Annotated in this window: 22 protein-coding genes; 10 read left to right on the forward strand and 12 right to left on the reverse strand. The window is 73.9% G+C overall.

Annotated features, from left to right (window positions below):
* Positions 1-35 precede the first annotated feature (35 nt).
* Complete coding sequence (locus tag AC060L_RS05730) at positions 36-581, reverse strand: ATP/GTP-binding protein (protein WP_483797378.1); 546 nt, start codon at positions 579-581, stop codon at positions 36-38.
* Positions 582-691: 110 nt separating this feature from the next.
* Between AC060L_RS05730 and AC060L_RS05735 the strand changes: the two genes are divergently transcribed.
* The 3 genes from AC060L_RS05735 to AC060L_RS05745 all read left to right on the forward strand — a co-directional run bounded on the left by AC060L_RS05735 (position 692) and on the right by AC060L_RS05745 (position 5,794).
* Positions 692-1,861: an exonuclease SbcCD subunit D gene (locus AC060L_RS05735; protein ID WP_483797380.1), complete on the forward strand. Its 1,170-nt coding sequence runs from the start codon at positions 692-694 to the stop codon at positions 1,859-1,861.
* Complete coding sequence (locus AC060L_RS05740) at positions 1,858-4,968, forward strand: AAA family ATPase (RefSeq protein WP_483797381.1); 3,111 nt, start codon at positions 1,858-1,860, stop codon at positions 4,966-4,968. The genes AC060L_RS05735 and AC060L_RS05740 overlap by 4 nt, the downstream gene beginning before the upstream one ends.
* A gap of 112 nt (positions 4,969-5,080) precedes the next feature.
* Positions 5,081-5,794: a class I SAM-dependent methyltransferase gene (locus AC060L_RS05745; protein ID WP_483797382.1), complete on the forward strand. Its 714-nt coding sequence runs from the start codon at positions 5,081-5,083 to the stop codon at positions 5,792-5,794.
* Positions 5,795-5,830: 36 nt separating this feature from the next.
* Here the strand turns inward: AC060L_RS05745 and AC060L_RS05750 are convergent, their stop codons facing one another.
* The 4 genes from AC060L_RS05750 to AC060L_RS05765 form a co-directional block, all read right to left on the reverse strand.
* Positions 5,831-6,043 carry a hypothetical protein gene (locus tag AC060L_RS05750; protein WP_483797383.1) on the reverse strand — a complete coding sequence of 71 codons (213 nt, stop codon included), beginning with the start codon at positions 6,041-6,043 and terminating at the stop codon, positions 5,831-5,833.
* 85 nt (positions 6,044-6,128) lie between these two features.
* Positions 6,129-6,551, reverse strand: a complete 423-nt coding sequence (locus AC060L_RS05755) for a secondary thiamine-phosphate synthase enzyme YjbQ (RefSeq protein WP_483797384.1) — start codon at positions 6,549-6,551, stop codon at positions 6,129-6,131.
* Positions 6,552-6,824: 273 nt separating this feature from the next.
* Positions 6,825-7,091: a hypothetical protein gene (locus tag AC060L_RS05760; RefSeq protein WP_483797385.1), complete on the reverse strand. Its 267-nt coding sequence runs from the start codon at positions 7,089-7,091 to the stop codon at positions 6,825-6,827.
* Between the two features lie 285 nt (positions 7,092-7,376).
* The gene (locus AC060L_RS05765) at positions 7,377-8,270 is read right to left on the reverse strand and encodes a hypothetical protein (RefSeq protein WP_483797386.1); all 894 of its coding nucleotides are present in this window, start codon (positions 8,268-8,270) and stop codon (positions 7,377-7,379) included.
* A gap of 581 nt (positions 8,271-8,851) precedes the next feature.
* Between AC060L_RS05765 and AC060L_RS05770 the strand changes: the two genes are divergently transcribed.
* Positions 8,852-9,904: a glycosyltransferase gene (locus AC060L_RS05770; protein ID WP_483797388.1), complete on the forward strand. Its 1,053-nt coding sequence runs from the start codon at positions 8,852-8,854 to the stop codon at positions 9,902-9,904.
* Between the two features lie 54 nt (positions 9,905-9,958).
* Here the strand turns inward: AC060L_RS05770 and AC060L_RS05775 are convergent, their stop codons facing one another.
* Entirely contained in the window at positions 9,959-11,611 is a 1,653-nt protein-coding gene (locus AC060L_RS05775) for a Na+/H+ antiporter (RefSeq protein ID WP_483797389.1), read from the reverse strand.
* 126 nt (positions 11,612-11,737) lie between these two features.
* Here AC060L_RS05775 and AC060L_RS05780 point away from each other — a divergent pair, with 126 nt between their 5' ends.
* Positions 11,738-12,406 carry a lysophospholipid acyltransferase family protein gene (locus AC060L_RS05780; protein ID WP_483797390.1) on the forward strand — a complete coding sequence of 223 codons (669 nt, stop codon included), beginning with the start codon at positions 11,738-11,740 and terminating at the stop codon, positions 12,404-12,406.
* A 116-nt stretch (positions 12,407-12,522) separates the two neighbouring features.
* On the opposite strand, the gene AC060L_RS05785 is transcribed toward AC060L_RS05780, so the two are convergent.
* Complete coding sequence (locus tag AC060L_RS05785; RefSeq protein ID WP_483797392.1) at positions 12,523-13,863, reverse strand: NsdA family TPR-like regulatory protein; 1,341 nt, start codon at positions 13,861-13,863, stop codon at positions 12,523-12,525.
* Positions 13,864-14,030: 167 nt separating this feature from the next.
* Here AC060L_RS05785 and AC060L_RS05790 point away from each other — a divergent pair, with 167 nt between their 5' ends.
* Entirely contained in the window at positions 14,031-14,564 is a 534-nt protein-coding gene (locus AC060L_RS05790) for an ATP-binding protein (RefSeq protein ID WP_483797393.1), read from the forward strand.
* A gap of 12 nt (positions 14,565-14,576) precedes the next feature.
* On the opposite strand, the gene AC060L_RS05795 is transcribed toward AC060L_RS05790, so the two are convergent.
* Positions 14,577-16,430, reverse strand: a complete 1,854-nt coding sequence (locus tag AC060L_RS05795) for an ABC transporter ATP-binding protein (RefSeq protein WP_483797395.1) — start codon at positions 16,428-16,430, stop codon at positions 14,577-14,579.
* 154 nt (positions 16,431-16,584) lie between these two features.
* The gene (locus AC060L_RS05800) at positions 16,585-17,358 is read right to left on the reverse strand and encodes an SDR family NAD(P)-dependent oxidoreductase (RefSeq protein WP_483797397.1); all 774 of its coding nucleotides are present in this window, start codon (positions 17,356-17,358) and stop codon (positions 16,585-16,587) included.
* Between the two features lie 259 nt (positions 17,359-17,617).
* Here AC060L_RS05800 and AC060L_RS05805 point away from each other — a divergent pair, with 259 nt between their 5' ends.
* Positions 17,618-18,673, forward strand: coding sequence for a glycosyltransferase family 2 protein (locus AC060L_RS05805; RefSeq protein WP_483797398.1), 1,056 nt, complete (start codon positions 17,618-17,620; stop codon positions 18,671-18,673).
* A 42-nt stretch (positions 18,674-18,715) separates the two neighbouring features.
* Here AC060L_RS05805 and AC060L_RS05810 read toward each other — a convergent pair whose 3' ends face one another.
* The 3 genes from AC060L_RS05810 to AC060L_RS05820 are packed head-to-tail and all read right to left on the reverse strand — an operon-like array spanning position 18,716 to position 22,129.
* A complete protein-coding gene (locus AC060L_RS05810; protein ID WP_483797399.1) occupies positions 18,716-19,609 on the reverse strand; it encodes an SDR family oxidoreductase in 894 nt (297 codons plus the stop codon).
* Between the two features lie 22 nt (positions 19,610-19,631).
* Positions 19,632-20,585: an alpha/beta fold hydrolase gene (locus AC060L_RS05815; RefSeq protein WP_483797400.1), complete on the reverse strand. Its 954-nt coding sequence runs from the start codon at positions 20,583-20,585 to the stop codon at positions 19,632-19,634.
* Positions 20,582-22,129: a flavin-containing monooxygenase gene (locus AC060L_RS05820; protein WP_483797401.1), complete on the reverse strand. Its 1,548-nt coding sequence runs from the start codon at positions 22,127-22,129 to the stop codon at positions 20,582-20,584. Before AC060L_RS05820 ends, AC060L_RS05815 begins: the two co-directional genes overlap by 4 nt.
* Before the next feature lie 270 nt (positions 22,130-22,399).
* On the opposite strand from AC060L_RS05820, the gene AC060L_RS05825 reads away from it, so the two are divergent.
* From AC060L_RS05825 to AC060L_RS05835, 3 genes are all read left to right on the forward strand, one after another.
* Entirely contained in the window at positions 22,400-23,167 is a 768-nt protein-coding gene (locus AC060L_RS05825) for a MerR family transcriptional regulator (RefSeq protein ID WP_483797402.1), read from the forward strand.
* A gap of 181 nt (positions 23,168-23,348) precedes the next feature.
* Positions 23,349-24,617 carry an MFS transporter gene (locus AC060L_RS05830; protein ID WP_483797403.1) on the forward strand — a complete coding sequence of 423 codons (1,269 nt, stop codon included), beginning with the start codon at positions 23,349-23,351 and terminating at the stop codon, positions 24,615-24,617.
* A gap of 274 nt (positions 24,618-24,891) precedes the next feature.
* Positions 24,892-25,749 carry an inositol monophosphatase family protein gene (locus AC060L_RS05835; RefSeq protein ID WP_483797444.1) on the forward strand — a complete coding sequence of 286 codons (858 nt, stop codon included), beginning with the start codon at positions 24,892-24,894 and terminating at the stop codon, positions 25,747-25,749.
* Positions 25,750-25,873 lie beyond the last annotated feature (124 nt).

Here is a 25,873-nt window from a genome sequence, read left to right on the forward strand (position 1 = left end):
CGAGGTGACGCGCTCCCGAGCCCGACGCGCAGCCATCAGTTCCCGAGCCGCTCGACGCCGGCCGTGATCGTGGCGACCCGCTGCTCGACCTCGCCGGCCGGGACCTCGATCAGCTCGAAGCCGAACGCCCGATACGTCCGCTCGTGCAGCTCCTCGAAGACCAGCGACTCCTCGAAGCCGATCCGGCGCGCGGCGGTCGGCGTGCAGAAGCCGAGGTTGCGGACGAAGAAGACCTGCGGCCGGTAGACCCCCTCGCGGAGCACCCGCTCGGTCTCGGCCGCGAGCGCGGGCGAGACAGGGCGGCCGAGGTACTCGGCGAGCGCGTGCGTACAGATCGGCGAGCGGTCGTGGAACTCGATGCCATGCGCCGCCGCCGGTGCCTGCCCCAGCCACGCGCGCTGAACGGCGACGATCTCGTCGATGAAACCGGGCCCGGTCCACGGCTCCGGCACGCCGCGCGCCTGCTCCCGGTCGATCACGGCTGTCGCCGCCTCCGGTACGACCGCGTGGCCGGCGCTGCGCAGCCGCTCGATGATCGTCGTCTTTCCGGCTCCGGGCGTACCCGTGAGGATGAATCGCATCACGCCCCGGCCAACGCGGCCGCCCCGGCACGGCGTTCCCGAGGTGTCCGGGTAAGCCCCGGGGACGGACGGGCCGCAGGTTGTCAGTGGTGCCAGCTAGGGTCGGGGCCATGCGACTGCTGCATACCTCCGACTGGCACCTGGGCCGCTCCTTCCACCGGGAGAGCCTGCACGACGCCCAGCGCGCGTTCCTCGACCATCTGGTACGTGTGGTCGTGGCCCGCGAGGTCGACGCCGTGCTGGTCGCGGGCGACGTCTACGACCGCGCGCTGCCGGGCCTGGAGGCGGTCGGGCTGTTCGACGAGGTGCTGCACCGGCTGGCCGATCTGGACGTGCCGACGGTCTTCATCAGCGGCAACCACGACTCGGCCCGCCGGCTCGGGGTCGGCGCCGGCCTGATCCGGCACGCGGGCGTCCATCTGCGCACCGATCCGGACGGCTGCGCCACCCCGGTGCTGCTGGCGGACGCCTTCGGTCCGGTCGCGGTCTACGGGCTGCCGTACCTGGAGCCGGCGCTGGTGCGCGAGCGGTTCGGCCTGGAGCGCGGCGGTCACGCGGCCGTGCTCGGGGCCGCGATGGAGAAGGTCAGGGCCGACCTGGCCGAGCGGGCACCAGGCACCCGCTCGGTCGTGCTGGCGCACGCCTTCGTGACCGGCGGCGCACCGAGCGACAGCGAGCGGGACATCGCGGTGGGCGGGGTGGCGAGCGTCCCCGCCTCGCTCTTCGACGGTGTGGACTACGCCGCGCTGGGCCACCTGCACGGTGCCCAGACGCTCGCCCCGCACCTGCGTTACAGCGGCTCGCCGCTCGCCTACTCCTTCTCCGAGGCGCGCCAGCGCAAGTCGATGTGGCTGGTCGACCTCGGGCCGGACGGCTCGGTGGAAGCCGAGCGGCTCCACTGCCCGGTGCCGCGCCCGCTCGCCTGCCTGCGCGGCCGGCTCGACGAGTTGCTGACCGCGGAGCGGTACCAGGAGCACGAGGACGCCTGGGTGCAGGTCACCCTGACCGATCCGGGCCGCCCGGCCGAGCCGATGGAACGGCTGCGCAAGCGCTTCCCGCACACCCTGCAGCTGCTGTTCGATCCCGAGGAGCAGACCGCCGAGGGCCCGGTCTCCTACGCGGCACGGGTGCGCGGGCGCAGCGATCTGGAGGTGGCCGAGAGCTTCGTCCGGCACGTGCGCCCCGGCGTGCGGCTGGACGAGCGCGAGCGCGACTGGCTGCGCGAGGGCTTCGAAGAGGTCCGCAGCGCCGAGGACCGCCGACAGGAGCTGCCCCGATGAGGCTGCACCGGCTCACCGTCACCGCCTTCGGCCCGTTCGCCGGGCGCCAGGAGGTCGATTTCGACGCGCTCGCGGCAGGCGGCCTCTTCCTGCTCCGGGGCGCCACCGGCGCCGGCAAGACCAGCGTGCTGGACGCGGTCTGCTTCGCGCTCTACGGCGAGCTGCCGGGCAGCCGCAAGGCGAACCGGATGCGTAGTGACCACGCCGATCCGCACCTGCTGACCGAGGTCAGGCTGGAGCTGACGCTGGGCGGGCGCCGGCTGGAGGTCACCCGGATCCCCGAGCAGCTGCGCCCCAAGAAGCGCGGCACCGGCTTCACCCCGGAGAAGGCGCAGACGCTGCTGCGCGAGTGGACCGCCGACACCGGCGACGGGCAGCCCGGCTGGCGGGCCGCGAGCCGCTCGCACCAGGAGACCGGCGAGGAGATCCTGCGGCTGCTCGGGATGAGCCGGGACCAGTTCTGCCAGGTGGTGCTGCTGCCGCAGGGCGATTTCGCCCGCTTCCTGAAGGCTGACGCGACGCAGCGCGCCGACCTGCTCGGCAAGCTCTTCGACACCGCGCGGTTCGGCCGGGTGGAGGCCTGGCTGGGCGAGCGGCGCAAGGAGCAGGAGGCGGCCGTGCAGGCCGAGCGGCAGCGGCTGCGCGAACTGGTCAGCCGGATCGCCCAGGCGGCCGGTCCGCAGGCGCCGTCCGCTGCGGAGTGGCTGCCGGCCGAGGGCGAGAGCGAACCGGGCGGAGCCGAGCCGGCCGCGGCAACGCTCGGCTGGGCGGCCGTGCTGCGCGGTGAGGCCGCGGAGCTGCTGACCGCTCGCGAGCTCGCGCTGGCCGCCGCCGAACACCGGCTCCGCGGCGCCGAGCAGCGGCTGGCCGCCGCCCGGGAGCTGGCCGACCGCCAGCTCCAGCAGGCCACGGCGGCGCGCCGGGCGGCCGCGCTCGCGCAGACCGTGGATCAGGAGGCCACCGAGCGGGAGCGGCTGACGCTGGCCCAGGCGGCGGTCGGGGTGGAGTCCGCGCTGCGGCTGCGCGCGAGTGCGCGGGCGGCCCACGAGCGCGCCGGTGCCGCACGCTCGGCGCAGCGCCGGGCGCTGGCCGCCGCTGGGTTCGCTCAGGCCGTCGGCCCGGCCGAACCCACCGAAGCCCGACTCGCCGAAGGCACGCTCACCGAAGCCCAACTCACTGAAGCCCAGCTCACCGAGGCCAGGCTCGCCGAAGCCGAGGCGGCGGCCCGTGCGGAGATCGGCCGGCTGGAGTCCGCCGCGGCCGACGAGCGGCGGTCCGCCGTACTCGCCGCCGAGCAGGGCCGCGTCGCCGCCGAGCGGCGCCAGGCAGAGGAGCTGGCCGAGGAGGCCGAGCGCTGGCTGTCCGACTACGCGGCCGAAGCCGAGGCCCTGCAGCAGCGCGAGCAGGCCGCCCGGGAGGCCGTGACCCGCGCCGAGCAGCTCACCACGCACCGGGCCGAGGCCGAGCAGCGGCTGACCGCCGCGCACCGCCGCGACGAGCTGCGGGCCCGCACCGAGCCCGCCCGGCGCGCGCAGCTCGACCTGCGGGAGGCAGCCCTGGCGGCCCGCGAACGCACGCTCGACCTGCGCCGCCGCCGACTGGACGGGATGGCCGCCGAGCTGGCCGACCGGCTGCGCAGCGGCGAAGCGTGCCTGGTCTGCGGGTCGGTCGAGCATCCGGCCCCGGCCGCCCTCGGCGCCGAGCCGGTCCGCGCGGCGGACGAGCAGGCCGCGGCCGCCGCCGAGCAGGCCGCCGAGCAGGCGGTCGCGGCCGCCGAGAGCGAACTGATGAGCCTGCGGGAGGCGCTGGCGGCCGCCGCGGCCACCGCCGGTGAGGAGCCCGCCGCCGTGCTGGCCGAGCGGCTCACCGCCCTGGCCCAGGAGCACCGGGCGGCGCTGCGGGGAGCCGACGCGCTGACCGGGCTGCTCCAGCAGGGCGAGCAGTTGGCACAGCGCCACCGGCGGCACAGCGCCCAGTCGCAGGAGAGCCGGGAGCGGCTGGCCGCGCACACCGCCCGGCTGGAGACGCTCGCCACCGAGCGGGCCGAGCTGGACGAACGGGTGGCCGCGGCGCGCGCGGACGCGCCCTCCGTCGCCGAGCGGGCCGCCGGGCTCGGCCGGCTGGCGAGCGCCCTGGCCGGGGCGGTGCAGGCCGAGCGGGCGGTCGCGGAGACCGCCGCCCGGCTGGCCGACGCCGAGGCGGAGCTGGCGCTGGCCACCCGCTCCGCCGGCTTCACCCACCCCGAGCAGGCCGGGGCCGCGCTGCTGCCGCCCGCCGAGCTCGCCGACCGCCGCCGGCGCCTGGAGCAGCGCGCCGCCGAGCGGCAGGCGGCCGCCGAGCGCCTCGCCGAGCCCGAACTGGTCGCCGCGGCGGCCGCACCGCCCGCCGACACCGATGGGGCCCAGGCCGCGCTGCGCGCCGCCACCGACGCGCTGCAACTGGCGGCCGCCGACGAGCGCACCGCCCGCGAGCGCACCACCGCGCTGGCCGAGCTCGGCCGCCGGCTGGCCACACTGGCGGCGGAACTGGCCCCGCGGCTGGCCGAGTTCGGCCGGATCAGCCGGCTGGCCCAGCTCACGCTCGGCACCGGCACCGACAACCGCCTCAAGATGCGCCTGGAGTCGTACGTGCTGGCGGCCAGGCTGGAGCAGGTCGCGGCCGCGGCCAGCGCGCGGCTGGTCCGGATGTCCGGCGGCCGCTACACCCTGGTGCACAGCGACGGGCGGTCGTCCGGCGGGCGGCGTTCCGGCCTGTCGCTGCTGGTGGTGGACGCCTGGACCGGCACCGAGCGGGACACCGCCACGCTCTCCGGCGGCGAGAGCTTCTTCGCCTCACTGGCCCTGGCCCTGGGCCTGGCCGACGTGGTGACGGACGAGGCCGGCGGCATGCCGCTGGACACCCTCTTCATCGACGAGGGCTTCGGCACGCTCGACGAACAGGCACTGGAGGAGGTCATGGACGTGCTCGACGGCCTGCGCGAACGCGACCGCGCGGTCGGCATCGTCAGCCATGTCGCCGATCTGCGCCAGCGGATCCCGGCCCAGCTGCTGGTCCGCAAGTCCCGGCACGGCTCCACCCTCCACCTCACCGGCCCCGACGCGGGCTGACCGGCAGCAGGGCTCCGAGGCTGGCCGGGGCTCCGGCGCCCCGGGGCTGGCCGGTATCCGATCATCCGTCAGACGGATTCCACCGGCCCGGCCGCTGTGGTCCGATCGGCGGATGAGCGAACGAGTACGCGAGGGGTACCGGGGCACCGGGCAGGGCGCGATCACGCCGGACGGCTGCGCCGTCACGGTCTGGGAGCGGCTGCCGCTGCGCGACGAGGTGGAGGTGATCGCGGGCGCCGTCCCCGCCGGCGGGCGGCTGCTCGAACTGGGCAGCGGGGTCGGCCGGATGACACGGCCGCTGGTGCAACGCGGCTTCCTGGTGACGGCGGTGGACGAGTCGGCGGCGATGCTGGAGCAGGTGCGCCGCCAGGCACCCGGCGCCCGGACGGTGCACGGCCCGATCGAGCAGCTGGCGCTCGGCGAGCGCTTCGACGTGGTGCTGCTGGCCTCCTTCCTGGTGCACGCCGGCGATCCGAAGGTGCGTCAGGGGCTCCTCGACACCTGCCGGCGGCACGTCGCCGAGGGCGGCTGCGTGCTGATCCAGCGCGAGGCCGAGGGGGACGCCTGGCACGTCAACCTGCCCAGGGAGAGCGAGCTGCCCGGCGGTGTGGTCCGGGTCCTCTCCTCCGAACCGGTCGGGCCGGGGGTGCGGTCGGTGCACGTCGAGTACGTCTTCGAGGACGGGACGTGGAGCCACACGTTCCGGTCCCGCCCGCTGACCCGGGCGGCGTTCGAGTCGGCCCTGGCCGAGGCCGGCCTGGCGGTGGACGCGTACCTCAAGGAGGACCACACCTGGGTCCGGGTCCGGCCGCTCCCCGAGCGGTAGCGCTCGAACCGGCGGCCGTCCGAGCCGTGACGGCCGTCAGCCCGAGCAGGCGATCCGCTGGGCCTGCTGCCAGGCACAGGTGGGGCAGAGCGTGCCGCCCGGCGTATCGGCGGGGTACTCGGTCGGTTCGCCGCAGAGCACGCAGTCGGCGCGCGGGCCGACCGCCTCGCCGGCCGGGGTGAGTGCGGCCAGCGGGTCGCCGGCCGGGACGGCGCAGTAGCCGTTCGATGCGTTCGGTTCTTCGGTCACGGCGTCCTGCCTACTCCGCCGCGCCGCCGCTGGCAAGCCCGGCCGAGCCCGGCCCGGCCCAGCACGTCCCGGCGCCCGGCCCGGCTCAGCCCAGGAACGAGAGCCGGACGGTGCGGCGCGGGTTGTCGCCGTTGGTGTCGATCAGCACGACCGACTGCCAGACACCGAGCGCCATCCGCCCGCCGATCACCGGAAGCGTGGCGTGCGGGGCGACCAGGCCGGGCAGCACGTGGTCCCGGCCGTGGCCGGGGCTGCCGTGCCGGTGGCGCCAGCGGTCGTCGGCGGGGATCAGGTCGCGCAGCAGCGCGAGCAGGTCGTCGTCACTGCCGGCGCCGGTCTCCAGCACGGCGATCCCGGCCGTGGCGTGCGGGACGAACACGTTCAGCAGCCCGTCCCGGCCGTCGGCGACGTCCGTGAGGAAGGCCGCGCAGCGATCGGTGATGTCCAGGGCCACCTCGCGGTCGCCGGTGGTGATCTCGAAGGTCTGGGAGTGGAAGGTGTCGGCCATGGGGCCATCCTCCGCTGGCGACGCCCCGGCCGACAACAACAGCCACCCAACACACACAGGACGGTCGCACGACCACCGGGCGCAGGCGGGACCGGCGCAAGCAGAGCCACGCCGTCCGGTACCCGGTGCATCCGGAGACGAAAAAGAGCCCGATGGGCGATCCGCCCACCGGGTCACTTGCCGTCGCCGGCCGCCCTTCCGGGCGCGGCCGCCGGGGCTACGAGCCCAAGCTCCGAAACCAGGCGCCGAGAGATCCGGCTCCTGACGCCGGACTCAGTGCCGACTGCCGAACAAGCTGCGCTTGAGACGGCGCAGCGGCGCGAGCAGCATCACTCGCGTCGTCCGGCGTGGTGCGGCCAGGGTGCTCACGCCACGAGGCGTCAGCTCCCTTATCAGACCGAGCGCCTCCACGGTGTCAACCGCGGGAAGCGCGGGCGCACCGAGCACCGCCAGATGGCGCTCGATCCGCCGACCTGTCGCACCGACGCCGCATTGAATGGCCGGCACGCGGGGCCTGCTCCGCACTTGCATGTGTTCCATGACTTTTTTCCCACCCCTACGAGGCGCCAGGGCCGTGAGGCGAAGACTATCCGTGGAAGACGGTCCTCACGCAACCGTCCTGATGTTCTGCCACCGTATCGTGTGATGACAACTGGCGTGGCATCTGTGAGCCGTGGGCTCGGTCACGACTGCGCATCGATGGGGGCAAATCCGGCAGAATCCATCCGGATTCAAGCGGGACAGCGTCGTGATCGGCCCGACACTCCGCCAGGAGAGCATCCCGGCAGTGATCATGACACTACGTCAGTCATTCCCAGCAAGTTCTCAGGAAGCTCCGGCGGGCACTCCGGTGAGCTCCTCCGGCCACGCGTTCGGCAGCCGGCAGGGCAGCTCCGGCGGGTCGAGCAGCACGGAGACGCCCGCTCCGGCGAGTCCGAGGCCGAGCAGTGAGCAGAGCACCAGCACCACCAGCCAGGCGCCGGGCGAGGACCAGCTCACCCGGTCGGCATACCTGAGCAGCCCGATCAGCCCGAACAGCCCGCTGAGCACCAGGGCCGCCATGCCACCGCGCACCCGGCGAAGCTCGGCCTCCCAGCAGCTCAGCAGCAGGGCGAGCCCGAAGACCAGGCACCAGGCACCGATCACCCGGACGTCGAGCGGTCGCGCCTGCCACGGCCAGTGCCGGGCCGCCGGGTCCGGCAGCACATAGAGGACCAGGCCGCCGAGGGCCAGCGCCAGGCCATTGCCGATCATCGGCGCCGCGACCCACCAGGGCAGCCGGGGCGGACGCGGCGGCACAGGGCCACGCTGCCGTCGCTGCGCGGCCAGCGCGGCCAGGCCGATCAGCGGCGCGAGCAGGTGGACGGCGAGCCAGCCCCAGGCGGACAGGAAGGCGGGCAGCGCACCCCCGCGCAGCGGCAGCTCGCCGCGCCCGAGCAGCAGCGCGCCAAGCATCAGCAGCATGAAGACCGAGCTGGCCGCGACCGCGCCCCGCACCCTGGCCCACCGGGCGTCCCGCAGCGCCAGCCCGAGCATCGCGCAGCTGCCGCCGTAGGCCGCGCCGATCAGCGTCGCGCTGACCGGGGACATCCGCCAGGCGAAGAAGGAGCCCGTGTGCGAGCTGAGCAGCGTGAGACAGAGGAAGGTGTAGCCGGCGGCCAGCGCGAGCGGCCCGATCATCATGACCTTCAGGACCGGACTGACCCCGCGCTCGGGCACGGCGGCCGCACCGGGCGCCGGAACGGACGGGGACGCGGAGGGAGACGCGGAGGGGGACGCGGAGGGGGACGCGGAGGGGGACGCGGAGGGGGACGCGGACAGGGACGGGGAGCCGGAAGCAGAAGCGGGCACAGACATGGGCGCTCCGTGGGTGAGGCGAGCCGAGCCGCTATGAGACTGCGCGTCAATATAGGAGCCGGAGCACCGCACGACAACGGCCCGGACAAAATTCAGGAAGTGAATGCTTTCGAGGGATTGACGTGCCCGTAACCTCCAAGCAATATCTGTCCTAGTGGGAAATTCGGGCCGCAAGCCCGGGTCGGCCTTCGACTGATAAACGCATGATCGACCACCCACGACTGCTTCCACCACCCCTGGGTCCACTGTCGGGCCGCCTCGACGTCGCGGCGGCCAGGCTCCAGGCCGTGGCGGACGGCGGCCGGCCGTTGAGGGTCGGCTGGGCCGCCAATCGACTGCCGGTGCCGCCGGACCACTGGCGCGGCACCGGCGGTCGCCCTTCCACCGGCGGTCGATAGAGTGACCAGGTCAGGCGCCCGGCCACGGTGGAGAGCAAGAAGAGCGTGCGAGTCCTCCTCAGCATCGTCGTACCCGTCCACGGCGTGGAGCGCTTCCTGCCCCAGTGCCTGGACTCCCTGTTCGTCGGCCAGGACGCCGACGACTTCGAAGTGATCGCGGTCGATGACCGCTCCCCCGACGGCAGCGGCGCGATCCTGGACGCCTACGCCGCCCGCGAGCCCCGGCTGCGGGTGCTGCACCTGGCCGAGAACCAGGGCCTCGGCGGCGCCCGGATCGCCGCGCTGCCCGAGGCGAACGGCGAGTACCTCTGGTTCGTGGACAGCGACGACTACCTCACCGAGGGCGCGCTGACCGCCGTGCTGGCCGAGCTGCGCGCCGAGCGCGGCAGCGAACCACCGCTGGACGTGCTGCTCACCGGGTTCACGCACGTCTATCCGGACGGCACGACCGAGCCGAACCCATGGCGCCACCTGCTGGCCGGCTCCCCGCTGGACACCGCGGCCGGCAGCACGCTGCGCGAGCACCCGGCGCTGTTGCGCACAGTGCTCTCGGTCTGGAACAAGGTCTTCCGCCGCGACTTCCTCGACGGTCTAGGCGTCGAATTCGGCCGCGGCTTCTACGAGGACATCTCCGTCACCTACCCCGCGCTGCTCGCCGCCCGCCGACTGCGCTACCTCGACCGCTCCTGCTACCACTACCGCCGCGGCCGGCCCGGAGCGATCACCGCGACCGCCTCGGCGAAGCACGCGGACGCGTTCGCGCAGTACCAGGCGATCTTCGCGTTCCTGGACCGTCACCCCGAGCTCGACGACCTGCGCGCGCTGGTCTTCGAACGGACCGTCAAGCAGGCGCTGACGGTCTACGACTCCCCGGGCCTGGTCCCCGCCGAGCTGCGCCGCGAGTTCTTCCACCGGATCGCCGCGCACTTCGCCGCGCACCGCCCGGCCGGCTACCGGTTCCCGGGCGGGGCGACCGGCGTCCAGTACCGCCTGGCGGCCCGCGACGCCCGGTTCGCCTACGACGAGCTGCGCCGGGCCGGCCGGCTGCCGCGCACCCTGAAGGCGGGCCTGCGCGGCGGCGGCCGGACACCCGCCTAGAGACTCCCGTCCAGCCGAGCTGACGAGCCGCCCGGGACTGCCCCCGGCGGCCCGTCAGAGCTCGCCCAGCCCCGCCTCCTCCAGGTCCAGCGCGTGCTGCAGGCTGCCCCGGGTCGCGTCGCTGATCCGGTGCTCCGCGTAGAGCCGCCGCAGCTCGCCGGTCTCCACCGCGATCAGGTCGCGCCGCAGCCGCCGGTACGCCAGCACCATCGCCACCTCCTGCGCCGAGTCCTCGGCCGCCTCGCCGGGCCCCTGCGCCGACTCCCCGCCGGGCCCATCCCCGCTCAGCCCATCCCCACCGGGCCCGTCCCCGGCGAGCCGGGCCCGGGCGTGGTCGAGCCTGGCCTCCAGGTCGCGCCGCATCCGCTCGGCGACCACCTCGGAGACCCCCTCCGCGTCCACCGTCGCCTCCAGCCGCTCCAACGCGGCCCGCAGCACGAGCTTCGCCGCCCGCGCCTCCTCCCGCGCCGTGGCCTCCGGCTCCAACGCGATCCCGGAGGCACGCACCACCGGCGCCAGCGTGAAGCCCTGGACCACCAGCGTGCAGGCGACCACCGAGGTGGTGAGCACCAGCACCAGCTCGCGGTACGGCAGCGCGCTGCCGTCCTGCGCCAGCAGCGGGATCGTCAGCGCGGCGGCCAGCGGCATCACCCCGCGGGTGCCGGCCCAGGTCATCACGGCCGGCACCCGCCAGTTCAGTGCCGGTCCCGATCCGGCGGTGCGCTGCCGGTGCGCGAGCCAGGCGGTCGGGAAGATCCACAGCAGCCGGACCAGGATCAGCGCGAGGGCGATCAGCAGCGCCTGCCAGAACCAGCCACGCTCCTCCCCGCTGAGGTCGCGGATCAGACCGGGCAGTTCCAGGCCGATCACCGCGAAGACCACACTCTCCAGCATGAAGACGACGGTCTGGTAGACCGCGTGCACCTGCAGCCGGATCCGGGCGTTGGTCAGCCGGTGCCCGAACGCACCGAGCGCCACTCCCGCGACCACCACCGCGGTCACCCCCGAGGTGTGCAGGTCCTCGCCGAGCACGTACGCGGCGTACGGCGTGACCAGTGCGGTCACGGTCTCCAGCACCGGATCCTCGGTGCGCGCCCGGATCAGCGCGACCAGCCCGGCCAGCGCCAGGCCGATCACCGCCCCGCCACCCGCGAGCAGCACGAACTCGCCGGCGGCCGAGGCCACCGAGACCGAACCGGCCGCCACCGCCAGACTGATCGCGACCTTGAAGAGGACCAGGCTGGTCGCGTCGTTGAACAGGCTCTCCGACTGCACCAGCGTCTGTATCCGGGGCGGCAGCGCGAGTCTGCGGCCGAGCGCGGTGACCGCGACCGGATCGGTCGAGGCCAGCACCGCGCCCAGCACGAAGGCCATCGCCGGCGGCAGCGGCGTCAGCCAGGCGGCTATCGCGCCGACCGCGAAGGCACTGGCCAGCACCAGCCCGAGGGCCAGCACCGTGACGGGCCGCCAGACGGCCTTCAGCTCCCGCCAGGAGATCTCCTCCGCCGAGGCGTAGAGCAGCGGCGGCAGCACCGCGACGCTGATCACCTCCGGCGGCACGGTGAACCTGGGTACGAACGGCAGCAACCCGGCCAGCACCCCGGCGACCACCAACAACGAGGGCGCCGGAATACTCCAGTGCCGTGCACCCGTTGCGACCCCGGTGGCGAGGATGACGAGCAGCAGGACGGTTGTGACACCGCTCACCCTGGTGATTCCTCCCATGACGCAGTGAAGATCAAGACGCAGTGATATGAAAGGTCATTCTAAGAAGCGCGCCAGTCGGCACCTGCCGGCGCAGGCCTGGTCCGGTGCCGTCCGGGGAGGGATCCAATGATCAAGATCATCACCAAGCTCGTGCTCAAGCCGCTCGCCAAGGCCGTCTACCGGCCCACCATCGAGGGGCTGGAGAACGTGCCGCGCAAGGGCGGGGTGATCCTGGCCAGCAATCACCTCTCGTTCATCGACAGCGTGGTGATCCCGCTGACCGCGCCGCGCCCGATCAGCTTCCTGGCGAAGGCCGAGTACTGGGAGGGCACCGGCCTCAAGGGCCGGCTCTCCCGGGCCTTCTTCGAGGCGGTCGAGGCGGTGCCGGTGCAGCGCGGCGAGGTCCACCTGGCCCAGGCCGCGCTGAACGCCGCGCTGGGCGTGCTGGAGGACGGCCGCGCGTTCGGCATCTACCCCGAGGGCACCCGCTCGCTGGACGGCCGGCTGTACCGCGGCAAGACCGGCGTCGCCTGGCTCGCGCTGACCGCCGGGGTGCCGGTGGTCCCGGTCGCGTTGGAGGGTCCGCAGGACATCCTGCCCGTCGGCAGCAAGCGGCCCCGGATCCGCAAGGTCACGGTCCGGTTCGGCGAGCCGCTGCACTTCACCGAGCTGCACGGCCAGGCCCGCTCGGCGCGGGCCCGGCGGCAGGTGACCGACGAGGTGATGACGGCGATCCAGAAGCTGTCCGGCCAGGAGCCGGCCGGCAGCTACAACGAGCGCCCGATCGCGGCCTGAGCCGTCCGCCCGCGAGCGGGCCGACGCGACTCCCGCAAGCGGGCCGACGCGACTCCCGCAAGCGGGCCGACGCGACTCCCGCAAGCGGGCCGACGCGACTCCCGTGAGCGGGCCGCTCAGGCAGCCTTCTGCCGCGCGATCTCGCGGGCCCGCTGGTCCAGCCGGCGCACCGCGCCGCCGCCGCGGTGGCCGCGCAGGCCGCTGCGCAGCGCCCGGAAGTGCTCGTCGCCGCGGGCCGAGCTGATCGCGACGTAGTCGTCCAGGAAGGTGTGCCAGGTCGTGCTGGCCGCCTCGATGTGACCCAGCGCCGCCTGACGCCGCGCCAGCAGGCCGTTGGCGTGCACCCGGCCCTGCCGGTCGGTGGCCGGCCGCACCTGGTTGGAGAGCCGCAACTGCTTGATCGAGCCGGGCAGGTCGCCGAGCTCGGCGAGCACGTGCGAGGCGTGGAAGTGGTAGGCGGCCTGGTCGTAGCCGCCGACCGCGTCGTTGCGGCCGTCCGCCTGGGAGAGCGCGGTCTCGGTCTCGGTCAGCCGGGCGAACGCCTGTCTGCGGTCCTTCACCATCGCCGCGCCGTGCGCCTGCTGGCCGGCCAGGAAGGCGCGCAGCCGCGGGCCGCCGGCCGGGGCCGCCTCGGCGGCGGAGTCGGCGAGCTCCAGCGCCTTGGCGCCGTGGCCCAGGTTGGCCGCCTGCAGCGCCATGCCGCGCAGCGTGCGGCAGTACGTGACGTGGTCGCGGGCCTCGCGGGCCAGCTTCAGCGCCTGGACGTAGTACCGCTGCCCGAGGCCGTGCGCGGTCTCGTACATCGCCATCCAGCCGGTGAGGTAGCTGAGGTCGGAGGCGGCGGCGAGCAGATCGTCCTTGTCCTTGCTGCTGCCGGACGCCTGGAGCCACGGCCCGACCGAGTTGACCAGGAAGGCCGCCGCCATCGGACGGGCGTGCGCGGCGCCGAGTTCGTCGAGGATGCCGGCGATCCGGACCGTCATGGTCCGCACCGTCTCGACCTCGCCGGGGCCGATCCGCACCGTCCGGCCGGCCTCGGGTTGTCCGGTCCGCTCGGCCGGATCACTGAAGCCCGGCAGCGTCAGCGCGACCGAGTACAGCCCGGCGTTGAGCACCCCACGACGAGACGGGTCCATGTCGGCCCTCCCAAGCGATACCAGTTCGGACACCGTGTCCGCGCCGTCCACCGGACCGGCCGGATCGCCGAGCCCGGTCTCCTCGGGCGTGACCGGCCGCCCCAACCGCCGCGAGAGCGCCTCGCGGATCACCTCGCGGATCCCGGCGCGCGGCCGGGAGCCGCGCAACCAGTGCGAGACCGAGGTCTTGTCATAGGTCAGGCTCAGCCCGACCTCGGCTCCGGTGCGGTTCACCGCCCGTGCCAGTTGGTCGTTCCCCCAGGTCGCCTCGGCCATCAAGGCGGCCAGCGAGCTGTTCGGCGTGCGCGTGCGCATTGCCATCACACTCCCCCGAGCGTCGTTCAACCGGTTCAACTCCTGCCCCAGCATCGCCGGTTCTCCCGGTCTAGGTACCCGCGTTGAATGAATGTCAGCCGCTCGGCCCGAAAACGTGCTCTTCTGGCAACTTTGGGCCCAACCCGGTCGTTCACCGCCAAACCGGAGGACCCATGGCCGCCACACCGACGCCAAGCCGACGTCCCACCCGGCAGCCCGACCCCTCGGGCAGCAGGGCCGGCGCACTGCTCGACACGTTCCATGTGCCGGCCGGGGACGGCGCGGTGCACGCGGCCCGGGACCGGATCGTCGCCACCGCGCGCAGGTGGGGCCTGCCGCTGTCGGCGGACGCGCTGGCCGACGCCAAGCTCTGCGCGAGCGAGGTGATCACGAACGCGCTGCTGCACGCGGGCGGCGAGTGCTGGGTCAGCGTCTCGTGGGGCGCCGACCAGTTACGGGTCGCGGTGGCGGACCGCTCGACTCGGCTGCCGGTGCTCACCGCCGCCGGCGCCGACGCGGGTTCGGGGCGTGGCCTGGCCCTGGTGGCCGCGTTCGCGGCGCTCTGGGGCTGGGAGTCGGGGCCGGTCGGCAAGACGGTCTTCTTCCAGATCGCCGCCGACGCCGAGCCCAGCTGCGACCAGCGGTTCAAGCTGCTGCTGCGGACCGCCGAATCGCTGGCCGGACTCGGCAAGTTGATGACGGCCTGAGGTGCCGCCGGGTCAGCCCAGCACCTCGGCGGGCAGCACCTCGGCCGCCAGCACCGACTCGCCGTCCACCGCGGGCGCCTCCCGGCGCAGCAGCGCCGCGTACCGGCCGCCGAGCTCCAGCAGCTGCTGATGGGTGCCGAGTTCGGCGACCCGGCCGCGCTCCAGCACCGCGATCTGGTCGGCCAGCCGGACGGTGGAGAGCCGGTGCGCGATGGTGATCGTGGTACGGCCGGCGGCCAGTGCGTCGATCGCCTGCTGGACGGCCCGCTCGGTCTGGTTGTCCAGCGCGCTGGTGGCCTCGTCCAGGATCAGCACCGGCGGGTTGCGCAGGATCGTGCGGGCGATCGCCAGCCGCTGCTTCTCGCCACCGGAGAACCGGTAGCCGCGCTCGCCGACCATCGTGTCGTAGCCGTCCGGCAGGCCCGCGATGTGGTCGTGGATCTGCGCGGCGCGGGCGGCGGCGACCAGCTCCGCGTCGGTCGCGTCGGGCTTGGCGAAGCGCAGGTTCTCGGCGACCGAGGCGTGGAACAGGTACGTCTCCTGGGAGACCACCCCGACCGCCCGGGAGAGCGTCTCGAAGGCCAGCTCGCGCACATCGACGCCGTCGATGGTGACCCGGCCGCCGGTCACGTCGTACAGCCGCGGGACCAGGTAGCTGAGCGAGGTCTTGCCGGACCCGGTCTCGCCGACCAGCGCGAGCGAGCCGCCGGCCGGGACGGTCAGGTCGATGCCGGCCAGCGTGCCGGCCGGGTGCTCGGGGTCGTAGCCGAAGTCGACCCGCTCGAACCGGACCTCGCCGCGCACGGCCGGCAGGTGGACGGCGTCGGCCGGCTCGTCGATCTCCACCGGCAGGTCCAGGTACTCGAAGATCCGCTGGAAGAGCGCCATCGAGGTCTGCACGTCCACGCCGGTGGAGAGCAGGCTGACGGCCGGGCGGAACAGCGCCTGCTGGAGCGAGACGAAGGCGACCAGGGTGCCGATCGAGACGAGCGGCGCGCCATGCGACGCGGTGAGCCCGGCCGCCCAGTAGATGACGGCGGGCATCGCGGCCATCACGATCCCGATCACGTTCATCCGCCAGCGCCCGGCCATGCTGGAGCGCACCTCCAGGTCGGCGAGCTGGTCCGACTGGTCGGTGAACTCGCGGGAGAGCGAGTCGGTGCGGCCCATGGTGCGCCCGAGCAGGATCCCGCTGACCGAGAGCGACTCCTGAACCGCCGAGGAGAGCACGGCGAGCTGCTTCTGCCGCTCGGTGGTGATCTTGCGACGCTCCCGGCCGACCCGGCGGCTGATCCAGACGAAGAACGGCAGCAGCAGCAGCGAGACGACGGTCAGCCGCCAGTCCAGCGCGACCATGGCGACCACGGTGGCCACCACGGCGGTCAGGTTGGAGACCAGCGAGGTGGCGGTGGAGGTGACGGTGGACTGCATGCCGCCGATGTCGTTGGCGATCCGGGACTGCACCTCACCGGTGCGGGTCCGGGTGAAGAAGGCCAGCGACATCCGCTGCAGGTGGCTGTAGACGGCGGTGCGCAGGTCGTGCATGACCCGCTGGCCGACCGTCGTGGAGATCAGCGTCTGCAGGACGTTGAAGACGCTGTTGATCACGGCGGCCGCGATCATGCCGAGCACCAGCAGGCTGAGCAGGCCGGTGCGGCCGTGCGGGATCGCGTCGTCGAGCACGGCGCGCAGCAGGAACGGCGTGACCACCGAGACGACGGCGGACGCCCCGACCAGCAGGCCGACGATCGCCAGCCGCCCCCGGTACGGGCGGAAGAGCGCGAGGATGCGGCGCACCTGGGCAGGCGGACGCGGCTCGTCCGTATCGCGGGCGGGCGGCGTCCAGTCGATCCGGTCTGGCCTCATCCGGACCTCCTCACTCTCGTAGCGGCCCACTGCGAAGCGGCCTACTGCGGGTCGGCCTACTCCAGGCTGACATGCCGAGGATAGCTCATTGTTAGGCGAGCTAATAATGAGTTATCCCCAACGTGTACTCCGGCGTGTTCCGCGAGCAGGCGGCTCAGTCGGTCCGGTAGGTGCGGGCCGCCTTGGACGAGACCCCGCCGAGCGCGCCGGACGGCAGCCGCCGGGCGATCGCCACCGCCACCTTGTACCGCTTGCTCGGCACCGAGACCGTCCGCCCGCGGGCCAGGTCGCGCATCGCCTCGTCCACCACCCGTTCGGCGGACAGCCAGCCCCAGCGCGGCACGCCCTTGATGCCCATGCCCGCCCGCTGGTGGAACTCCGTCCTGGTGAACCCCGGGCAGAGCGCCATCAGCCGCACGCCGGTGCCGCCGAGGTCGCGCATCACGCCCTGGGTGAAGCTGACCATCCAGGCCTTGGACGCACCGTACGTGCCGCGCGGCAGGAACGCGGCGACCGAGGCCACGTTGACCACGCCGCCGAAGCCGCGCTCGCGCATCCCCGGCACGGCCGCGCTGGTCAGCCGCAGCACCGCCTCGATGTGCACCTTGACCATGTCGAGCTCGGCCTGCAGCGGCACGTCCAGATAGGCGCCCTTGTTGCCGAAGCCGGCGTTGTTGACCAGGATCCCGATCGGCCGCGCGGCGTCCCGCAGCCGCTCCTCGACGGCCGCGATGCCGGTCTCGGTGGCGAGGTCGGCGGTCAGCACCTCGGTCTGCACGCCGTACTGGTTGTGCAGCGCGGCGGCGGCCTCGGTGAGCCGCTTGGTGTCGCGGGCGACCAGCACCAGGTCGTGGCCGTCCTTGGCCAGCCGGGTGGCGAAGGCGGCACCGATACCGGCCGTGGCGCCAGTGATGAGGGCAGTTGTCATGGCGCAACGCTAGCGATCACCGGCGGACTCCAGAAGGGGCGGCCGCGACCGACCGGCAAATGGTGGGTGGAGGAAGGAGCGGCGTCCGGGCCGAGTCTGGGCGGCGCCGACGAGGGAGCCACTGCGGAGCATTGGCGACTGAGGAGAAGCCGTCCAGGGGAGAGTACGGGCGTCGCGACGCCGCCCACCATTTGCCGGTCGGTCTGACCCGACCGGAGCACGTCAGGTCGGCCCCGGACCGGACGGTAGGATCTGGCGCGTGTCAGCAGCCCCCCGACTCTCCGTCGTCGTCCCGATCTACAACGTCGAGCGCTACCTCGAAGAGTGCCTCGACTCCCTCGCCGCGCAGACGTTCCGCGACTTCGAGTGCGTCATGGTCGACGACGGCTCGACCGACACCAGCGCGGCCATCGCCGAGGCGTACGCCGCGAAGGACGCGCGGTTCCGGCTGGTCAAGCAGCAGAACAAGGGCCTCGGGGCGGCCCGCAACACCGGCTGGCGGCACCTCGGTGACGGCACCGAGTACCTCGCGTTCGTGGACAGCGACGACACGCTGCCGCCCGGCGCGTACGAGCTGATGATCAGCACGCTCGACAAGACCGGCTCCGACTTCGCGGCCGGCAACGTGCTGCGCTTCCGCTCGACCGGCTTCTACCAGTCCGGCGCGCACGTCAAGCCGTTCCGCCAGACCCGGCTCAAGACGCACGTGAGCGAGCTGCCGGCGCTGGTCACCGACCGCACCGCGTGGAACAAGGTCTACCGGCGCAGCTTCTTCGACGGCGCCGGCATCCTCTACCCCGAGGGCATCCTGTACGAGGACGCGCCGGTCAGCGTGCCGCACCACTACCTGGCCACCAGCGTGGACGTGCTCTCCGAGCACATCTACCACTGGCGCGAGCGCGAGCTGGGCGACGTCTCGATCACCCAGGGCCGGACCAACCCGCGCGGGCTGGTCGACCGGGTCCGCTCGATGGAGCTGGTCCGCGAGTGGCTGATCGCGCAGACCGAGCCGAAGTACCGCGAGCACCTGCGCTCCTACGACCGCAACTGCCTGGTCGAGGAGATCGTGATGTTCTTCTGGTGGGTGCCGGACGGCGACCGCGCGTACCGCGAGCTCTACCAGGAGCACGTCAGCCGGCTGGTCCGGGAGATCGGCGTGGAGCGGATCCGCGATCTGCGCACGCCGCTGCGGGTCAAGTACCAGCTGACGCTGGCGAACCGGATGGACGAGTTCGTCGCACTCCAGCGGGTGCACCGGGCCTACCGGCGCCGGCGCCAGCAGGTCGCCCGCCGGATCAAGTCCGCGCGCGGCTGACCGGTCGGGGTGGGCTGCTGCCCCACCCCGACTGACGATCCGTCAACTCCTGCGCGCCCCGCGGGAGCTCGCGTCAGCCGCGCCACCGGCACCGACCGCGCCCAGCCGGGACGCCGCGGTGGCCGCCAACCGCGGTGCCAGCCGGGCCACTTCACGCGCACCGACGGCGGCGATCAGGCCCGGCAGCACCCAGCGCACCGGCTGCATACCGCGCAGCCAGGCCTGCGCGTAGACGTGCGGCGAGCGGCGCGCGATGCCCGCGACCAGCCGCTCCACCGCCGGGTCGATCGGGTAGGTCTTGTTCGCCGGCCACGGCAGCCGGGCCCGCATCTCGCGCAGCACGTCGTCCTGGTCGGCTCCGCGCACCATGTCGGTGTCGGTCCAACTCAGGTAGCCGACACCGACCTTGACGCCCTGGTAGGCGACCTCGGCGCGCAGCGAGTGGGCGAAGGCCTCGACCCCCGCCTTGCTCGCGCAGTACGCCGACATCAGCGGGGACGGGGTGATCGCCGCCAGCGAGGCGATCTGCAGCAGATAGCCGCGGCTGTGCGCGAGCGCGGGCAGGAACGCGCGGGCGGTCGTGACGCTGCCGAGCAGGTTGACCTCGATCACCCGGTTGTAGGCGGCCGGGTCGCTCTCCAGCAGCGGGCCGCCGATCGCGATGCCGGCGTTGGCCACCACGGTGTCGATCCGCCCGTACTTCTCCCGGATCGCCTCGGCGACCGCGCTCATCGTCACCAGGTCGGTGACGTCGGCCTCCCAGTACGACGCCTCGGGCCCGCACTGCGCGGCGGCGGCCTTCAGCTCGGCCGGCTCCAGGCCGACCAGCGCCACCCGGGCGCCGCGGTCGGCGAGCTTGCGGGCCATCAGCGCGCCCAGCCCGCGGGCGGCGCCGGTGACGACGACGACCTGCGCGTTCAACGGTGGTGTGCTCATGCGACTGCCTCGCTTCGCTCGGTCATGCGGCGTCGGTCCGGTCAGTGGTCCGGTCTGCGGTCAGGTGCGTGGTGACGAGCCGGCGGATCTCGCCCGCCACCTCCGCGGCGCGCTCGACCGGGGACATGTGGCCGACCCCGGGCAGTTCGAGCAGCCCGTCCGGGCGGCGCAGCGCGCGCTGCATGGCGCGGGCGTGCACCGGCGGGGTGAGCTTGTCGTGGCTGCCGACCACGATCGCGGTCGGCGCCTCCAGCATGGTCAGCCCCGGGCGCACGTCCAGCTCGCCGAGCACCCGGGCCCAGTGGGCGCGCACCGGGGTCGGGCAGGCGTGCACGATCTCGGCGCACGCGGCGACCTGCTCGGCGGGGGTGGCCGGGCCCATCGTCGCGTACTTCAGCAGCGCCTTGGACAACCCGGTGATCGGCCCGAGCGGCAGCCGGGACTGCAGGATCTGCCGGTGCAGCAGCCGGCGCAGGCCGGGCGGGCGCAGCCCCGGCGGCATCACCAGCAGCTGCTCGGTGAGGTCGCTCGGACCGGTGCTGACCAGCAGCGCGGCCGCGGTGCGGGCGGCCACCTTGGACCGGCCACCGGCCGCCATGATGGTCATGCCGCCCATGCTGTGGCCGGCGAGCACGGCGCGTTCGCCGGCCGGCACTACCCGGGTGACCACGGCCTCCAGATCGTCGGCCAGCGCCTGCGTCGAGTAGCCGTGCCGGGTGGCCGGTATGTCGCTGCGGCCGTGGCCGCGCTGGTCGTAGGCGACCACCCGGTGGTCGGCGAGGAGCCGGTGCACGACCGGGGCCCAGAACGCGGTGCTGCACGTCCAGCCGTGCGCGAGCACCACCAGCGGCGCACCCTCGGGGCCGTACGCCTCGGCGTTCAGCCAGCTGCCGTCGGCGGAGCGGATCCGCAGCCGCTCCTCGGGCGCGGGCAGCAGCAGCTCCGCGGGCAGGTTCGCGGCTCGGGACGCGGTCATGCGTGCACCTCCTGGGGGACGGCGGCCGGCGCCTGCCGCTTGATCAGCTCGTACTCGGCCAGGTCGATCCGGCGGGTGGCCCGGCGGAACGCGCCGGTGGAGCCCGGCCACAGCACTGTGTTGCGGCCCTGCTCGTCCAGGTACCAGCTGCGGCAGCCGCCGGTGTTCCATACCGTGCGGCCCATCCTGTGCTGGAGCCGCTGGTTCCAGACCCGCTGGGCGCGCTCGGTGGGCTGCAGGGCGGTCGCGCCGACCGAGCGGAGCGTGGTCAGCGCGTCGATCAGGTAGTTCAGCTGGGACTCGATCATCAGGATCATCGAGCTGTTGCCGAGGCCGGTGTTCGGCCCGATCACGAAGAACAGGTTCGGGAAGCCGCGCACCGTCGAGCCGCGCAGCGCCTCCATGCCGTCCTTCCAGTGCGCCGCCAGGCTCTGCCCGTCGGCGCCGAAGACCCGGTGCGCGATCGGCATGTCGGTGACGTGGAAGCCGGTGCCGAAGACGACCGCGTCCACCTCGTGCTCGCTGCCGTCCTCGGCGACCAGCGTCGAGCCGCGCACCTCGCGCAGTCCGGAGGCGACCAGCTCGGTGTTGGGCGCGGCCAGCGCCGGATAGTACGTCTGGCTGAGCAGGATCCGCTTGCAGCCGATCCGGAAGTCCGGGGTGAGCTTGGCGCGCAGCCGCGGGTCCCGGATCTGCTGGGCCAGCTGCCGCTCGGCCAGCCGCTGGACCAGCTTCAGCGCGCCCGGACGGCGGACGAACGCGTCCACCTGGAGCTCGCGGACCGCGAACAGCGCGGCCCGGCGCAGCGCGGTGGTGGCGGGCACCGCCCGGTGCACCGCCTTCTCCAGCGCGCTGATCTCGCGGTCCACCTTGGGCAGCACCCAGGCGGGGGTGCGCTGGAAGACGGTGAGCCGGCCGACCTTCGGCTGGATGGCCGGCACGATCTGGATCGCCGAGGCGCCGGTGCCGATCATCGCGACCCGCTTGCCGGTCAGGTCGTAGTCGTGGTCCCAGCGGGAGGAGTGGAAGACCTTGCCGGGGAACTGCGCGAGGCCGGGCAGGTCGGGGATCTGCGGGTCGGAGAGTGGGCCGGTCGCGGAGACCAGCGCGTCGGCGGTCCACTCGCCGCGGCTGGTGCTGATCCGCCAGCGGGTCAGCTCCGGGTCCCAGCGCGACTCGGTGACCTCGGTCTCCAGGCGCAGGTGCGGGCGCAGGCCGTACGTGTCGGTGACCCGCTCCAGGTAGCCGCGGATCTCGCCCTGGCCGGAGAAGCTGCGCGGCCAGTCGGGGTTGAGCGCGAAGGAGAACGAGTAGAGGTGCGAGGGCACGTCGCAGGCGCAGCCCGGGTAGCTGTTGTCGCGCCAGGTGCCACCGACCGAGTCGGCCCGCTCCAGGATCACGAAGTCGGTGATCCCGGCCCGGCGGAGCCGGACACCGGCGCCGATCCCGCCGAAGCCCGAGCCGATCACGGCGACCCGGACGTGCGGGGCCTCGGCGGGCCGCGGCGCCGAACGGTCGCGCTGTTTGGGAGTGCTGGCTGCCATGCGGCGGTCCTCTCTGGTGGTGCGCGTGGTGCGCGCCCGGCCTGCGCCCGGCCCGGCTCTGGCGTGTTCCCGGCCCGGCTGCGGCCTGCCAATGGCCTACGGTAACCGTGCCAGTAATCACTGGCGCGATTGGCAGGGTAGCCCGGGACGGCGGCGCACGGAAGAAGGCCGACCGGACGAGTTCGGCGCAGTGCCCGACAGGGTGGTCACGGCCGTGGCGCGGGCGGCGCCGACGCCTCACGGCCCGGTCCGGCCGTTCGAGCAGGCCCTATGCTGGGCCGCGTGGCGCAGATCGAGAGCGAAGCAGCAGGCCCGCGCGAGTACCGGGTCGAGGAACTCGCCGAAGCCGCCGGCATCACCACCCGCACCCTGCGCTTCTACCGCGAACGCAAGCTGCTGCCCCCGCCCCGCCGGGAGGGCCGGATCGCCTGGTACGGCGAGTCGCACCTGGCCCGGCTGCGGGTGATCGCCGAACTGCTGGAGCGCGGCCACACGCTCGGCGGCATCGCCGAGCTGATCGGCGCCGGCGAGAGCGGCCGGGACGTCGCCGAGCTGATCGGCCTGGAGGCCGCGATCATCTCGCCCTGGTCGGACGAGACCCCGGTCTCCCTCAGCTGGGACGACCTGCGGGCCGCCTTCGGCGACCAGCTCACCGAGGCCAACACCGCCGAGTCGCTGGCCCAGGGCTACATCACGGTCACCGAGGACGGCATCACGCACATCAGCCGCCGCCTGATGGACGCGACCACCGCACTGGTCGCCGAGGGCGTCCCGCTCGCCGCCGTGCTCGACGCCAGCCGCAAGGCCCAGGAGTACGCGGACGCGGTCGCCGAGGTCTTCGTCGGCCTGATCCGCGACCAGTTGCTCGGCGCGCTGGCCGCGCAGGACCCACTGCCGCCCGGCGAGGCCGCCCACCTGACCGAGCAGCTGACCCGGATCCGCCCGCTCGCCCGGACCGTCGCGGACGCGCAGTTCGGCCTCGCGCTGGACCGCCGGGTCCACGCCGAGTACGACGAACTGCTGCGCCGGCGGCGGTAGCGCCGCCCTGGCGCCCCCTCGCTTTGGATGATCGTACGATTACGCTGCGTCGTGGCCGCTGCCTACCGTGAAGGCTCACCCGCTGGCGATCACCACGGCGGGCCGACGACGGGGAGGCGGGCGCCCCGGGTCGGCCCCTCCTGGGGGCGGGACGATGAACGCGGCGGGGATCGGCAATGCAGTGGGGACCGGCACTGCGCAGACCGGCGTGCTGGGCAAGTTCCGGCAGGCCAGGGAGTTGACCGGCGGCCGGGTGCTGGTCTGGTCGCAGCTCGGCCGGCTGCCGGCCGCGATGTGCGCGATCGGCTCGCTGCTGATGGTCAGCGAGCGCACCGGCAGCGTCTGGCAGGGCTCGGCCGTCACCGGCGCCATGGCGCTCGGGCAGGCGGTCGGCGGCCCGCTGGTCGGCCGGGCCGCCGACCGGCGCGGACAGCGCCGGGTCGGGCTGATCGCGGCCGGCGTCAACACGCTCGCGATCCTGGCGCTGGTCGCCGCCTCGCGCTACGGCGCGCCGTTCGGCGGGCAGCTGCTGCTCGCGCTGCTGGTCGGCCTCTCGGTGCCGCTGGTCGGACCGCTCTCGCGCAGCCGCTGGCTCTGGCTGGCGCGCGGCCGCGGCGCCGAGGAGACCGCTGCGGTGCTGTGGCTGGACGGGCTGATCGACGAGCTGAGCTTCACCGGCGGCCCGGCCGTGGTCGGCCTGCTCGCCGCCCTCACCGGGCCGGCCGGCGGGATGCTGCTGGCGGCGGCCCTGGTCGGCGTCTGCGCGACGCTCTTCGCGCTGCACCCGACCGCCCCGCCCGGCAGCCGGACCGTCCGCACCCGGGCGACCGAGCGCCTGCTGACCGCTCCGTACGGCCTGCTGCTCGCCGGCATGGCGCTGCTCGGCGTCGCGTTCGGCTCGATCCAGGTCGGCGTCACCGCGACCACCGCGCAGCTCGGTCACGCCGGCGCGGCCGGTCTGATCTACGGCCTGATGGGCCTGACCAGCGCCTGCTCGGGCCTGGCTGTCGCCGGCCTGCCCACCCGCTGGGACCTCCCGGCCCGGCTGCGGGCCGGGACGGCGCTGCTCTGCGCGGCGGCCGTGCTGCTGCCGCTACTCGGTGGCACCCTGGGCGGGCTGGCGGCGGCCGTCGGCTGCGTCGGCCTCGCGGTGGCGCCACAGATGATCACCATGTTCGGCCTGGCCGAGCGCACCGTGCCGGCCGCGCGGCTCGGCGAGGCGATGGCCGGGCTGGTCAGCAGCATCACGCTCGCCCAGGCGGCCGGCACGGCGGCGGCCGGCTGGACGGCAGCCGCGGCGGGCGCCCGCGCACCGTTCCTGATCACCTGCGCGGCGGCGGGCGCCGCCCTGCTCCTCGCGGCCACCACGGCCACCCACCGCCGTTATCGCCGCCCGTCGGGCACCACGACGGCCGCCGCGACGGCCGAGCCCGAGACCGCGTCCGCCTGACCGGAAGGCGTCAGCCCCGCTCCCGCAGCCCACGGCCTCCGGCTCACGGCTCACGGCCTCCGGCTGACGACCGCACGCCCCTTCGGCCGGACGGGCCCTGGCCGTAGCGCGATGGCAACCTGCCGGACTCCCCGACGTGCTGCACTCGCTACCGCGAGGTGGAGCACCTCGGGCCGCGATGTCCAGCAGCGCGTCCACGCATCGGTCGCCGCAGGTCGCGTGCGGTCGGGCGTGCGAGAGTGGTAGCCGAGCGAAGGGAGCGAGCGGCGTGCTGATGGAAAAGGTGGCGGAGATCCTCACCGACGCCTCCGCGGAGGCAGTCGAGCCGCGGTTCCGTGCGCTGGCGGCCGGTGAGGTGATGGAGAAGGCTCCCGGCGACGTGGTGACCATAGCCGACCGGGAGGCCGAGGCGATCATCACGCGGCGGCTGCGCGAGCTGCTGCCGGTGCCCGTGGTGGGCGAGGAGGCGGTGGCCGCCGATCCCGGCCTCGCGCACGCGCTGCGCAAGGAGCGCGCCTGCTGGTTGGTGGACCCGGTGGACGGGACGGCCAACTTCATCGCCGGGCGCCCCGACTTCGCCGTGATGGCCACCCTGATCCGCGATGGCGAGCCGGTGGCCGCCTGGATCTGGCAGCCGATGAGCCGCACCTTCTACGCGGCCGAACTGGGCGCCGGCGCCTGGCGGGACGGCCACCGGCTGACCCGGCTGCCCGCCGCCGCCCGGCCCGAGACCTGGCGCGGATCGGTCAAGCGGCGGATGCTCGACCCGGATTTCCACCCCACCTCCAGCCGCCTGACGAACGCCGCCCCGCGCCCGGTCGGCGAGCTCTTCCCCGGCCTGAGCAACGGCGCGCCCGGCTTCGGCCGGGTGACCGAGGGCCGGCGCTCGGCCGGTGTGGAGTACCCGCAGCTGGCCGATGGCGAGCTGGACTTCCTCCTCTACTGGTGCACCCTGCCCTGGGACCACGCACCCGGCTCCCTGCTGGTGCGCGAGACCGGCGGCGTCTCGGCCCGCCTCGACGGCTCGCCGTACCGCGCCGATCCGCCCGGCTGCGAGGACGGCCTGCTGGTCGCCTGCGACCCGCAGACCTGGGAGCGGACCCGGGCGATCCTGCTCGGGCTGCACGACTAGGACCTGTCCGGGCGATCTCGTCGGATCAGCGCGCGGCGTTGGGCGCCCGGCTGGGCGTGCCGGCGGATCGTCCTCGTACTGGGCCGTACTTGGATGATTCGCCGGTGCGTCCAGGCGGGATGCC

It is taken from the genome of Kitasatospora sp. NEAU-69 (assembly GCF_057158765.1).